Annotated in this window: 13 protein-coding genes, 1 rRNA gene and 1 pseudogene; 5 read left to right on the top strand and 10 right to left on the bottom strand. The window is 71.4% G+C overall.

Features of this window, described 5'->3' with window-relative positions; genetic code table 11:
- Both ABZ793_RS25915 and tyrS read right to left on the bottom strand, forming a co-directional pair.
- A 16S ribosomal RNA gene (locus ABZ793_RS25915) occupies nt 1-91 on the bottom strand; the annotation flags it as partial.
- 646 nt (nt 92-737) lie between these two features.
- Entirely contained in the window at nt 738-2,024 is a 1,287-nt protein-coding gene (gene tyrS, locus ABZ793_RS25910) for a tyrosine--tRNA ligase (RefSeq protein ID WP_357461815.1), read from the bottom strand.
- A gap of 79 nt (nt 2,025-2,103) precedes the next feature.
- Between tyrS and ABZ793_RS25905 the strand changes: the two genes are divergently transcribed.
- Nucleotides 2,104-2,514, top strand: coding sequence for a PaaI family thioesterase (locus ABZ793_RS25905; protein ID WP_357461814.1), 411 nt, complete (start codon nt 2,104-2,106; stop codon nt 2,512-2,514).
- On the opposite strand, the gene ABZ793_RS25900 is transcribed toward ABZ793_RS25905, so the two are convergent.
- The 3 genes from ABZ793_RS25900 to ABZ793_RS25890 all read right to left on the bottom strand — a co-directional run bounded on the left by ABZ793_RS25900 (nt 2,501) and on the right by ABZ793_RS25890 (nt 4,846).
- Nucleotides 2,501-3,535 (bottom strand): CNNM domain-containing protein, encoded by a 1,035-nt coding sequence (locus ABZ793_RS25900; RefSeq protein ID WP_357461813.1) that lies wholly within the window; start codon nt 3,533-3,535, stop codon nt 2,501-2,503. The genes ABZ793_RS25905 and ABZ793_RS25900 overlap by 14 nt on opposite strands.
- A gap of 129 nt (nt 3,536-3,664) precedes the next feature.
- A complete protein-coding gene (locus ABZ793_RS25895; protein ID WP_350709856.1) occupies nt 3,665-4,309 on the bottom strand; it encodes a hypothetical protein in 645 nt (214 codons plus the stop codon).
- Between the two features lie 54 nt (nt 4,310-4,363).
- The gene (locus ABZ793_RS25890; RefSeq protein WP_357461812.1) at nt 4,364-4,846 is read right to left on the bottom strand and encodes a GNAT family N-acetyltransferase; all 483 of its coding nucleotides are present in this window, start codon (nt 4,844-4,846) and stop codon (nt 4,364-4,366) included.
- A gap of 251 nt (nt 4,847-5,097) precedes the next feature.
- Between ABZ793_RS25890 and ABZ793_RS25885 the strand changes: the two genes are divergently transcribed.
- Nucleotides 5,098-5,247, top strand: coding sequence for a hypothetical protein (locus ABZ793_RS25885; RefSeq protein ID WP_357461811.1), 150 nt, complete (start codon nt 5,098-5,100; stop codon nt 5,245-5,247).
- Nucleotides 5,248-5,408: 161 nt separating this feature from the next.
- Here the strand turns inward: ABZ793_RS25885 and ABZ793_RS25880 are convergent, their stop codons facing one another.
- Nucleotides 5,409-6,065 (bottom strand): SGNH/GDSL hydrolase family protein, encoded by a 657-nt coding sequence (locus tag ABZ793_RS25880; protein ID WP_357461810.1) that lies wholly within the window; start codon nt 6,063-6,065, stop codon nt 5,409-5,411.
- A 191-nt stretch (nt 6,066-6,256) separates the two neighbouring features.
- Between ABZ793_RS25880 and ABZ793_RS25875 the strand changes: the two genes are divergently transcribed.
- Together ABZ793_RS25875 and ABZ793_RS25870 are read left to right on the top strand one after the other, a co-directional pair.
- Nucleotides 6,257-6,649, top strand: coding sequence for a hypothetical protein (locus ABZ793_RS25875; protein WP_357461809.1), 393 nt, complete (start codon nt 6,257-6,259; stop codon nt 6,647-6,649).
- 17 nt (nt 6,650-6,666) lie between these two features.
- Nucleotides 6,667-6,792 (top strand): annotated as a pseudogene (locus ABZ793_RS25870) (IS630 family transposase); the annotation flags it as partial.
- A 35-nt stretch (nt 6,793-6,827) separates the two neighbouring features.
- Here the strand turns inward: ABZ793_RS25870 and ABZ793_RS25865 are convergent.
- Together ABZ793_RS25865 and ABZ793_RS25860 are read right to left on the bottom strand one after the other, a co-directional pair.
- Nucleotides 6,828-7,223: a hypothetical protein gene (locus tag ABZ793_RS25865; protein ID WP_357461808.1), complete on the bottom strand. Its 396-nt coding sequence runs from the start codon at nt 7,221-7,223 to the stop codon at nt 6,828-6,830.
- Nucleotides 7,224-7,550: 327 nt separating this feature from the next.
- Entirely contained in the window at nt 7,551-8,423 is an 873-nt protein-coding gene (locus ABZ793_RS25860) for a hypothetical protein (RefSeq protein WP_357461807.1), read from the bottom strand.
- A gap of 34 nt (nt 8,424-8,457) precedes the next feature.
- Between ABZ793_RS25860 and ABZ793_RS25855 the strand changes: the two genes are divergently transcribed.
- Entirely contained in the window at nt 8,458-9,114 is a 657-nt protein-coding gene (locus tag ABZ793_RS25855; protein ID WP_357461806.1) for a TetR/AcrR family transcriptional regulator, read from the top strand.
- A gap of 132 nt (nt 9,115-9,246) precedes the next feature.
- Here the strand turns inward: ABZ793_RS25855 and ABZ793_RS25850 are convergent, their stop codons facing one another.
- Nucleotides 9,247-10,236 carry a BtrH N-terminal domain-containing protein gene (locus tag ABZ793_RS25850; protein ID WP_357461805.1) on the bottom strand — a complete coding sequence of 330 codons (990 nt, stop codon included), beginning with the start codon at nt 10,234-10,236 and terminating at the stop codon, nt 9,247-9,249.
- Nucleotides 10,233-11,090 (bottom strand): GyrI-like domain-containing protein, encoded by an 858-nt coding sequence (locus ABZ793_RS25845; RefSeq protein WP_357461804.1) that lies wholly within the window; start codon nt 11,088-11,090, stop codon nt 10,233-10,235. Before ABZ793_RS25845 ends, ABZ793_RS25850 begins: the two co-directional genes overlap by 4 nt.
- Between the last annotated feature and the right edge of the window lie 85 nt (nt 11,091-11,175).

Genomic DNA, 11,175 nt, shown 5'->3' with positions numbered 1-11,175 from the left:
TCGAGTACCCCGAAGGGCCTTTCCGCTCGACTTGCATGTGTTAAGCACGCCGCCAGCGTTCGTCCTGAGCCAGGATCAAACTCTCCAACAAAAACCTGTTGAAACAGTCATCCCGACAACATGTGTTGCCAAAGGAATCCAAGACCAACCAAACCAAAAGGCTCGGCCAGTCCGGGGTATAAATCAATTTGGCACTGGCTTATCAAGCACCCTGTTGAGTTCTCAAAGAACAACCACACACCGCCCGGACACCCCACACCGTGGGACCCCCGACCCGGGGCATTTCGTTCACATCCCCGCCGCTCTCGCGCCGGGCACTTTTACTACGTTACCCGCCGGATTCCGCCGTGTCAAACCGCTCTGCCGCGATCCACACCACTTCAACCCAATTTCCGGGCACCACGACCAGACCGGCTTCCACCGATTCCAATCGCGGCTTCCGACAGACCGGCCGCCACGGTCTCCCGCGAACACGCCCGGTTCCCTGCCGGCGTCGAACCATACCCGGTCAGCTCCGCCCCACCAAATCCACCTCATCGGCGAATCCGGGGCACCGCCCGGTCCCGGGTCCGAGAAGCACAACCCCCCGAACCGGAAGCTCATTCCCACGCTCCGGCCTCCAGGACTTTCGCCCCGTTTCGTCCGTTCCGCGCTGGCAGAGAGAAAGTTACGCCCCCGGCGGATTGATCGTCAAATCCGCCGGGGGCGTCGCCCGTCACACTCGCGCGGGCGTACGGCTAGTTGCGCAGCTCGACCCCGGCGAACGACCGCTTGCCGCGGCGCAGCACCAGGTACCGGCCGTGCAGCAGGTCCTCGGGGCTCACGGTGGCGTCGGTCTCGGTGACCCGGTTGTTGTTGACGTAGGCGCCGCCCTCGGCGATCACCCGGCGGGCCTCCTTCAGGCTCGGGACCAGCCCGGAATCGCGCAGGAGCCCGGCGACGTCGGGCAGCTCGTCGAGGTGGACGAGGCCGGCCTCGGTCAGCGCGGCGCGCAGCGTCGCCGGCGTGAGCTCCTCCAGCGAGCCCCGGCCGAAGAGCGCCTGGCTGGCGGCGACCACCTGCGCCATCTCCCGTTCGCCGTGCACGAGCGTGGTCAGCTCCTCGGCGAGCGCACGCTGGGCCGCCCGGGCGGCCGGCCGCTCCGCCGTCTCCTTCTCCAGCGCCTCCAGTTCCTCCCGTGAACGGAAGCTGAAGTAGCGCAGGTAACGGCTCACGTCCCGGTCGTCGACGTTGACCCAGAACTGGTAGAACGCGTACGGGCTGGTCATCTCGGGGTCGAGCCAGATGGCGCCGCCCTCGGTCTTGCCGAACTTCGTCCCGTCCGACTTCGTGACCAGCGGGGTGGTGAACGCCTGCACCGGGCCGGCGCCGCGCCGGCGGATGTAGTCCACCCCGGCGGCGATGTTGCCCCACTGGTCGGAGCCGCCGAACTGGAGCTGGCAGCCGTGCCGGCGGTGCAGCTCGAAGAAGTCGTTGGCCTGGAGCAGCTGGTAGCTGAACTCGGTGAAGCTGATCCCGCTCTCCAGCCGCGCCTTGACCACCTCCCGGGCCAGCATCCTGTTGACCGGGAAGTGCTTGCCGACGTCGCGGAGGAACTCGACCACCGACATCTCGGCGGTCCAGTCGAGGTTGTTGACCAGTTGCGCGGCGTTCTCGCCCTCGTACGAGACGAAGGGGGCGAGCTGGTCGCGGATCCGGGCCACCCAGCCGGCGACCACCTCGGGCGGATTGAGGGTCCGCTCGGCGCTCTCCTTCGGGTCGCCGATCTGGCCGGTCGCGCCGCCGACGAGCAGCAGCGGCCGGTGCCCGGCGAGCTGGAGCCGACGGGCCGTGGTGACCTGCATGAGGTGGCCGACGTGCAGGCTCGGCGCGGTCGGGTCGAAGCCCACATAGTAGGTGGCGGCACTGCCGTCGAGCAGCGTACGCAGCTCGTCGAGGTTGGTGGAGTCCTGGATCAGGCCGCGCCACCGCAGGTCATCGGTCAGGGAGTCCCGCCCGGGCGGCGGGAGGCTGCTGTCGGTCACGGTCACCCATTCTCCCCCATGACCGGGCGCCTGCCGTAGCGGGTTTGCGCAGCGGGCGGCGGCGTAGGCTGGCGACGCCATGATCGGGAAGGGGAACGCCGTGGACATGCCGGATCTGACGGGCGGCTTCGTCGCCCTGCTCGGCCTCAAGTTCGACGAGGTCAGCGGGGACCGCGTGGTGATCCGCTGGCAGGTCCGCCCCGACCTGCACCAGCCGTTCGGGATCCAGCACGGCGGCGTGTACTGCTCGGTGGTCGAGACCGCGGCCAGCGTCGGCGGGTCGGTGTGGCTGGGCGACCGGGGGCGGGTCGTCGGCGTGTCGAACCAGACCGACTTCCTGCGCGCGGTCCGCGACGGCGAGCTGACCGCTGTGGGCACCCCCGTGCACCGGGGGCGCAGCCAGCAGCTCTGGCAGGTGGAGATCACCGACGCCGACGCCCAGCTCGTCGCCCGCGGCCAGGTGCGACTGCAGAACCTCACCCCCGCCTGACGCGCACCCCGGCCGGGGAGCGGTGGCGACGCTCAGCCGCGGGCCTCGTCCAGCACCGGCTCCCCGACGTCGTCGCGCGGCGGCCCGGCCGGCGCACCCAGACGCCGGTGATCGCGCGGTGGTCGATGCGGGCCACCTCCAGCTCCCAGCCGTCCACGGTCACGCTCTCCCCCGCGACGGTGGGGATGTGGCCGAGGCACGTGAGCACCAGGCCCGCGATGGTGGTGTAGTCGCCGCCGGGGCGGCCGGGCAGCTCGACCCCGACGTCGGTGAGGTCGTGCACCGGGAAGGTGCCGGGGAGCAGCATGGCACCGTCCGGCTCGGTGCGCACGGCGCGCACGTCCCGGTCGGTCTCGTCGTAGATCTCCCCGACGATCTCCTCCAGGATGTCCTCGAGGGTGACGATCCCGTCGACCGCACCCCGCTCGTCGACCACCAGGGCGATGTGCTGACGCTCGGCCTTGAACTGGCGCAGCGCGTCGACCACCGGCAGCGAGTCCGGCAGCAGCATCGGCGGGCGGACGCATTCGTCGACCGGCCGGCCGTCGCGGACGCCGACGAGGTCGCGCAGGTGGATCACTCCGACCGCGTCGTCCAGGCCGCCGTGCCGGACCACCGGCGCCCGGGAGTGGCCCGTGGCGGCCAGCAGCAGCCGCGCGGCCTCCGCGGTGGTTCCGCTGTCGAGCGTGAAGACCTGCAACCGTGGTACGAGCACCGCCTTCAGTTGGCGGCCGGCGCCGCCCAGCGCGCCGAGCAGCGGCACCAGGGGCCTGGCCAGCGACACCGCCGCCGCGGCCGAGGCCAGGAAGCCGGCGAGGGTGATGCCGATCTGGATGGTGGCCAGGAACCGGTTCGGGTCCCTGGCGAGGCGGGCCAGCACCCGGCCGGCGCGGCTGGTGCGTTCCAGCCGCTGGACCTGGCTGTCCCGCAGCGAGACCAGCGCCATCTCGCTGCCCGCGAAGACCGCGTTGAGGACGACCAGGAAACCGACCAGGGCCAGTTGGCTCCAGATGCTCTGCACGCCCGGCTCTCCTCACGCGCCACCGGTGCCCGTCGCACGACCGGCACCGCCGGCCGAAGGACCCGGCCGGCGTAGGCCGATCTGTGCCCACCGGGCCGGCCGGTGAATCCTCGCCCGCCCGGGAGGCGGTCAGGCCCGCTCGGCGACCGGCGGGGCCGTCAGGTCGAGCACGTACGAGCGGCCCTCGGGGCGGAAGCCGAGCCGGTGGTAGTAGGGGGCGACCATGCCGGGCGGGGTGACCACCCGTCGGAACCCCCGGTCGGTGAAGAGGCGGCTGCGCCGGTAGACGAACTCGCCCGGGGTGAAGTCCCGGAAGCGCCGGGTGACGTAGTCGAGGTCGACCTGCGCCACGCCGTCCGGCTCGGCGTGCGACAGCACCACACCGACCACCTCGTCGGCCCGCAGCACCAGGAAGGCGGAGCGCTCGGCGGAGGTGCCGGGCGGCCAGCGGAAGCCGGGGTTGAAGCGGGCGATGTCCGAGCCGTGGACGCGCAGCGTGTGGGCGAGGAACTGGTCGTCCACGCCGACCTCGACCACCTGGTAGGTCGCCTCGTCGTGGCGGGTGGCGAGCATGGCGCGCAGGTACCAGACGTTGATCACGGCCAGCACGACGTTCAGCCCGACCATCGGCCAGACCTGCACGGCGGCGTTGTAGCCGATCAGGATCAGACACCCGAGCAGGTTCAGGGCACGCAGCCGGAGGATGCGCGTCTGCAGCAGCGACCAGACCAGCAGCGCCGAGCCGGTCCAGCCGATGAGTTCCAGCCAGTCCACCCCGCGAGAGTAGTGGTCACCCGGGTCAGCCCGCTCGGTGGGCGCGGGGCCGGTTCAGCGGTCGGCGAGCTCCAGCACCCACTCCTCCACCTCGACGCCGCGGCCGTTGGCGTACCCCTTGTCCTCGCCCGTGACGACGAAGCCGCACTTGCGCAGCACCGCGAGCGAGGCCCGGTTGTCCTTGGCGGCGCGGGCGTGCACGGGCCGCTGGGGCAGCTCGCGCAGCAGGGCGCCGAGCGCGGCGGTGGCGTAGCCCCGGCCCCAGCGGCGCGGGTCGATCCAGTAGCTGACCTCGGTCTTGTCGTCGACCGGGAAGGCGGTCACGTGGCCGACCACCTCGTCGTCGACGACGACCGTGCGGGCGACGATCCGCTCGTCGGCGCGGACCCGGCGCCAGTGCGCGTCGAACCGCGCCCGGTCGGTCGGGTCCTCCGGGCCGAAGGCGGCCATCCAGTTGGCCTCGACGTCCTGCTCGTGGTCGAAGAAGTGGGGCAGGTCGTCGTCGCGTACGGGGCGCAGGCGCAGGTCGGCGGTCACGGGCCCGAGGATAGGGCCAGGCGGTGACATCGCGGACCTCCCGTCACGCCCGCTCCGCCGCGTTCGCCAGGCCCGGCCGCGCCCCCGATCACGCCCAGGGCGGACACGGACGCCCGTCGGTGCGCAGATTCGGGCGCGCCGGGCCGGCGCCGCACGGACAATGAGCGGATGACACGAGCGGTACGGGGCGCGCGGGCGGCGGGACGCCCGTCGGCACGGCGGCGGGCGCGGCGTCGCTCGGAGCGCTTGCCGTGGGCGCGCTGGCCGTCGGGGCCGTCGCCGTCGGGGCGCTGGCCATCGGTCGGCTGGCGATCCGTCGGGCGGTCGTGCGGGAGTTGCGCATCGGCCGGCTGGAGATCGACGAGCTGGTCGTGCGCGAGCGCCCCGCCGGCGACGGGTAGCGGCCCGACGGTTACGCGCGGCTGTCGACCGAGACGTGGTGCACTCCGCGCTGGTCGTCGTCCATTCGCCCGGCGATCCCGTCAGCGCCCGCCAGCCGACGAGCCCGGTGGAGAGCCCGTCGGCGGACATCCGTGGTCCCGCCGTCTCCTCTCGCGGATCGTCACGGGACGGCTGTCGGGGCGGTTGCCAGGTCCCGGGCGGCGACCGCCCGCAGCCACTGCTGGGCCAGCAGGGCGTGACCCGGTTGCGTCAGGTGCACGCCGTCCGCCGTCCAGACCTGCTCGTCGGCTGTTCCGGCACCGAACAGGTGGTCCACCGTCACCAACGTCGCGTCGAAGTCGACGGCCAGTTTGCGCACCACGTCGGCCTTCGGCCCGAGGTCTTCGCGCCACGCCCGCTGTCCGTCGTCGAGCGGGATGAGGAAGGGCTCGATCAGGATGACGGCGGCGTCGAGCCGTCGTCGGGTCAGGTCGAGGATGTGCCGGTAGTCGCGTTCGAACTCCTCCACGGTGGTGGGGTCGTCGGCACTGTACCGGCGCCAGGTGTCGTTGATGCCGATCAGCACCGACACCACCTGCGGCGCGAGCCGCAGGCAGTCGTCGTTCCACCTCGCGCGCAGGTCGCGGACCCGGTCGCCGCTGACGCCCCGGTTGAGGAAGGTGACGGCGTGCTGCGGGTGCCGGGCGGTGAACCAGGCCGAGGCCATCATGGCGTATCCGCCACCGAGGTCGTCGGACCGCTCGCGGTTGCGTCCCGCGTCGGTGATGCTGTCGCCGATGAACAGCACCCGTCCGCCGGGTGGAATCTCTTCTGTCATCACGAGCCTCCATTGCGTCGCGTGGGCCGGTGCCGGAGCCGGGCAGGGCGATCGTACGCGTGCCCGGCTGAGAGGTCGGCTGGTCAGAATCGTGGTAGGGGCCGGTCCATCCTGTACCAGTCGACCGTCTGGTACTTCGTCCCGAACGGGCGCGCCTTGCTGCTGACCTCGATCCCGAGGCGGATCTGAGCATGGGCTGGGACCAGTACGTCGAGCAGGAGCCGCTCTACCGAGACGTCCCCGAGGACCTGGTTCGCCTGGTGCGCAACCGCCCGCCCAACAACGAGTCGAGCAATGTCACCGATCGGGAGACCGGCGAGCGGATCCACTCCGCCTGCGGCGTGTTCTGGTTCGACGACGAGCAGTGGCGGGTGGCCGAAGGTCTGTTGGACCACTGCGATCAGACGGGTATCGACCCGATGATCGGGCCCGGATTCGACTACAGCCCGGCTGTCTACCGCTTCGGTCACGACTTCCTCACCCCGGAATCCGTTGTGGAGGATCAGACGTCCGACTGGCTCATCGACGCCGACGAGGGCGATGATCTGGCCGTCGTACGGAGGATCTTCGCCCGGTACGGATGACTGGTACCTCGTGCGCATACCTCCGATGGCGCAACGCCAGGGCCCGTCATCCCGACGTTCTGGCAGCTCAACGCCGGGAACGCGCTCGAGTCCGCAGCGAACGCCAACACCGCTGGGGCCGGCCTCACACCAAAGCCGCCTGACCGATCAGACCCGGTGAACGTTCATGGATAGCACGCTAGCCAGCACGTCCTGGCCGGTGCAGCCAGGGCGCGACCCTGGGCGCCGCCGCGATCAGGGCGACCGCGAGCGCCGTGATCACCGCTTGCCCTATCCGGCCAGGCGTGATCCCCGGCACCGTGTCCAGCACGTAGTTGGCGTACCCGTTCGCCGCCGCGTCGCTGCCGAACAAGGCACAGCCGAGCAGCAGCCCTTCGATCCGGCGCAGCGCCAGCAGCAGCGCCGCGAGCGGATCGAACACGGCCAGCGAGGTGAAGTACACCATCAGCCAGGTGGGGGTGGACTGGCCCGGACCACCCGGCCGGACGCCGAGCAGGTCGCCCAGGTGGACGATCCCGCCGTACGCGAGGAGGCAGACAGCGGCGATCACGACGACCCGAACCCACCGGGGCACACCGGCCCACCGCCGGAGCGATCTCCGCCTCGCCGCGCCCACCGGCCCCCCGTTCCAGTCGGACAGTGCCCCGCCCGCGCCGCATCGATGCTAATGCGGTTCCAGGGACGTTCGCTGCGCCGGTCCAGACCACCACCGGCGGCGTTGGAGGTGTGCCGGATCGCCTCCCTGGACCTCCCCGCGACACTGGCAACGTTCGTGGACCCGCACCTCGAGAGCCGGCAAACGTTTGTGGTCAGCGCACTAGCCGGCCCATGGGGCCTCGGCGGGCCACTGTCCCCCGCGCCGATCCGACGTGGTGGAGCGCCCGGGCCCGGCGTCGTCGGGTCAGTAGCCTTCGAATTCACTCACGGCGTCGGGGTGGGCGAAGAAGGCGCCGGGATAGCGCGGCGGGTACCGCAGGGCGACGTCGCGGTCATCGGGCGGAAAGGCCCGATTGATGCCGAGTGCCACCTCGCAGCCGCCGTGGACGAGTAGCTGTTTCGCTCCCGGAATGTACTCGTTCTCGACCTGGTACCGCAGCTCGGTGAACTTGGCCCGCACCGCATTGCCGAGCGCCACCAGATTCAGGGCCTCGGGGCCGCCGTCGACCCCTGCCTGAAGCGCTCTGGTGAGGGTGCTCGTAAATGGGTCGATCTCGCTCCCGAACAGCATCACCCGGCCAGCGCCCAGCAGCGACAACTGTACGCCGTGCCGGTGACCGGCCGGTGGGTCCGGCCGGGTGAAGTGCCGCGCGGCGATCTGCGCGGAACCGCAGTCCAGCAGGACGACGAGTCGGGTGGCCGCACTGTCCCGCATCAGGTCGGCGACCCTCCTGAGCACGGACCGCCGGCTGCCCGGATCCTCGGTCTGCTGCTCCGCGCCCTCGGGGGTCTCCCAGTGTTCCGGGCCGGTCGCGGCGTAGGAGAACAGCAACGTGTCCGACGCCGCCGCGGCGGCCCGGCGCACGGCGTCGATCACCGCGTCGGGGGACTCCCCGCGCACGAGCTGTTCGGTGTGCGCTTCGAGGAAGGGCGTGCCGATGTTCGGGGAGACGAGGGTGCGGGCCAACGCCCTGGTCGCCTCCACCGCCGACTCGTAGCCGTGGCCGAAGCCATGGTCGGCGTCGGGGTCGGGGGTGTCTCGGCCGACGAGGACGGCTCGGGAACCGGCGAGGACGGGCAGGAGCGGATGTCGTCGCGGGGTCGCGTCGGCTGTCATCACTCCATTCTGGAGACCGGGAGCCGGCCAGTCGATGCCCCCGGCCATGTTGGCGTCGGGGGGTGCGCGGGCCGGCGCCTCGCGCCGCAGGTCGCTCCCTGCCGGCCGGCTTGCGGCGCGTCAACCGCCGTGCCCGTACCGGCTCGGCCAACCCGCGGCGGCGGAACTGTTCGCGACCAAGGGCTACCGGCAGACGACGTTTGCCGACGTGGCCGAGCGGTCCGGGATCAGTCGGGGCTCCATTCCGTGGCACTTCGGCAGCAAGGAGGGTCTGCTGCTGGCGGTCCTCGAGCGGTCGGTGGACCTGCTCCACGCGAGCCTCGGCGAGGCGCCCGGCCCAGGCGCGGAGACCGGGCTGGACCACCTGATGAAGGGGCTCGGCGCGCTGTTCACGCGGCCCACGACCAGACTGTTCGTCACGCTGCAGGTAGAGGCGATGGAGCCGGACTCCCCCATCCATGACCGATACGTGGCGATCCACGACACCCTGCGCGGTCACTGCAAGCGCTGGCTGGACCGATTCGCGCCGCCGGCCGGCTTGTCCACCGACGCGCTGGCAGTCGCGATCGTCGGGGCGGGGATGGGCATCCACCAGCAGTGGCTGGTGGCGCCCGACCGGGTCGACATCGAGCAGTCGCTGGCCGCGTTGCGGGCATTGGTGGCGGGAGTCGTGCCGGCAAGCGGGACATGACCGACCGTCGCGCCCGCTACGGCTTCCTCGCGGTGCGCTGAAATCCCCCGCCGGAACCGGTGGTCGTGCGATCCGGACGTGCCGAGGTGGGCGGTGTTCGAGCGGGTACGGGAGCCTCGATCGTCGAGGTGGTCAGTCGGTGCGAATGCCGGTCAGGATCTGCATGGCGTGGCGCTCCCTGGCCGCGAGTTCGGTGAGGAGTACCGAGGCTCGGGTCAGGTGGTCCGGGTCGCCGGTTTCTCCGGCGGCCGTGATGTGGTGGGAGACCTCGGTCCATAACGGGGCGATCTCGGCGTACCGCCGGTGACCGAGGCGGACGTTGTCGTCGCCGACGATCGTGGCGCATTCGGCGAGGAAGTCGCGGTACATGGCGCGAAACAGGGCGCCGCCGGTCCCGCCGCGTTCCATCAGCGCTGCGGCCAGCGGGAGGTCGCGGGACGGGTCGCGGGAGCGGTCGAGCCAGCGTGCCACCTGTCGGGCCGCCTTGTCGATGCCGCGATGGCCGAGGTTGGCGATGGGTGGGTTGAGGAAGGCGTGCGCGTTGTTGCGGATGGCCGCCCGGATGGCGTGGCCCAGATCGGGCCGGCCGGTGGGGCTGGCGATGGTGTAGGAGAGGTTGCGGGCGGTCATCGGTCCGCGTTCGTTGCGGGCCCGTTCCAGGCTCGTCAGCGTGGTCGTCACGGTGCCGCCCTGCTGGGCGGTGTCGATCAGGTAGGCGTGGGTGTCGTCGTAGCCGTACATCGCGGCGAAGTGGGCTCCGAAGTGGACTTTCGTGCTGAAGTAGTCCAGGTGGTAGGAGTCCAGTTGCAGGCCGACCGGGCGCCCGGCGGCGAGGGCGGCGACCACGTTCTGCCAGGCCTTACGGGGCGAGGCGGTCTCCTGGATGTGCAGCGTCAGGCCCAGCCGGTCGGCCACGGTTCGGGTGATCGTGGTCGGCTTGGTGCGGCCGCCGAGGAACGGAAGGTCCATGTTCTTGGCGTCCCAGTAGACGAAGCCCAGACCTTCGCCGAGGCCGAACAGCATGGGCTCGGACAGGTCGACGCCCTCGTGGCGCAGTAGGGCACCGAGCGTGGTGGTCTCGCAGTGCTGACCGGCGGGGAACGCTACGTTCTCAATGATCATTCGGTCTCCTGGTCTGCTGGTCGGGGCGGGCCGGACGGGGGTCGGACCGGCCAGGCGATCTCCGTGCGGAGCGCGGCCGTGGGTGTGCCGGGTGCGGGCGATACGAGGTAGCGCTCCTCGGCTGGGCCCACCAGCGCCCGGTCGTGCTCGGCGATCCAGCGTCCCAGCGACCGGTAGGCGGTCTCGATGTCGTCGTAGCCGCCCTCGTGGACGCTCGCGGCGAGCAGGCAGCCCGGCAGTTCCCCGGGCGCAATCGCCGCGGTCGGCCGGGGCGGGCGCGCCACCGGCGCGAACAGCTCCACCTCCAACTCCGCCGCGTCGAGGTCGTCGCTGAGGTATCGGGTCCCGACCGGCCCCGCCGGGGCGATCCCCTGCGCGGCGAGGCCGGCGAACAGCCGCGCGAACCCGGGCGCCAGCGCCTCGGCCAGCCCGCTCAGCGGGGTACGCACCAGAATGCGAGCGGTGGGCTGGGGATCGCGCCACCGTTCGTACACGTGTAGCCAGCCCGGCACGCGTCCCGGCTCGGCCAGCACGGCCCCCAACCGCCCGGCGATTTCGTCGAGCCGGGCCGCCCGCGCGGCCACGCGTTCCCGGTGCCGTTCGATGACGGTGCGGGTCTGCTCCGGGGTTTCGGCCGCCAGGATCTCGGCGATCTCGGGCAACGGCACCTCCAGCTCTCGCAGCCGCCGGACCAGCCCCGCTCGGTGGAACTGGTCGACGCTGTACCGGCGGAAGCCGGTATTCGGATCGACCGACGCCGGGACGAGCAGACCCAGCCGGTCATAGTTACGCAGCACTCGAACGGACAACCGGGTCGCTCGCGCGAACACCCCGATCGGCATCAACCCCGTCACCGACGCCTCCAACAGCCTCGACCCTCCCCCTGGGAGAGGTTCAACCCCGGCCCGGCCTCTGCCGCACCGACCACGGAACGAATCA

The sequence above is a fragment of the Micromonospora sp. NPDC047465 genome, from assembly GCF_040643125.1.
Lineage (GTDB): Bacteria > Actinomycetota > Actinomycetes > Mycobacteriales > Micromonosporaceae > Micromonospora.
Note: the sequence above shows the minus strand (reverse complement) of the source record. Positions and strands in the feature narration are given on the sequence as shown.

Excerpts from the sequence above, each read along its gene's own strand:
- ABZ793_RS25905 (WP_357461814.1), top strand. The coding sequence starts at position 2,104 with ATGATCGGGAAGGGGAACGCCGTGGACATGCCGGATCTGACGGGCGGC.
- ABZ793_RS25880 (WP_357461810.1), bottom strand. The coding sequence starts at position 6,065 with ATGACAGAAGAGATTCCACCCGGCGGACGGGTGCTGTTCATCGGCGAC.
- ABZ793_RS25875 (WP_357461809.1), top strand. The coding sequence starts at position 6,257 with ATGGGCTGGGACCAGTACGTCGAGCAGGAGCCGCTCTACCGAGACGTC.
- ABZ793_RS25860 (WP_357461807.1), bottom strand. The coding sequence starts at position 8,423 with ATGACAGCCGACGCGACCCCGCGACGACATCCGCTCCTGCCCGTCCTC.
- ABZ793_RS25855 (WP_357461806.1), top strand. The coding sequence starts at position 8,458 with ATGCCCCCGGCCATGTTGGCGTCGGGGGGTGCGCGGGCCGGCGCCTCG.
- ABZ793_RS25850 (WP_357461805.1), bottom strand. The coding sequence starts at position 10,236 with ATGATCATTGAGAACGTAGCGTTCCCCGCCGGTCAGCACTGCGAGACC.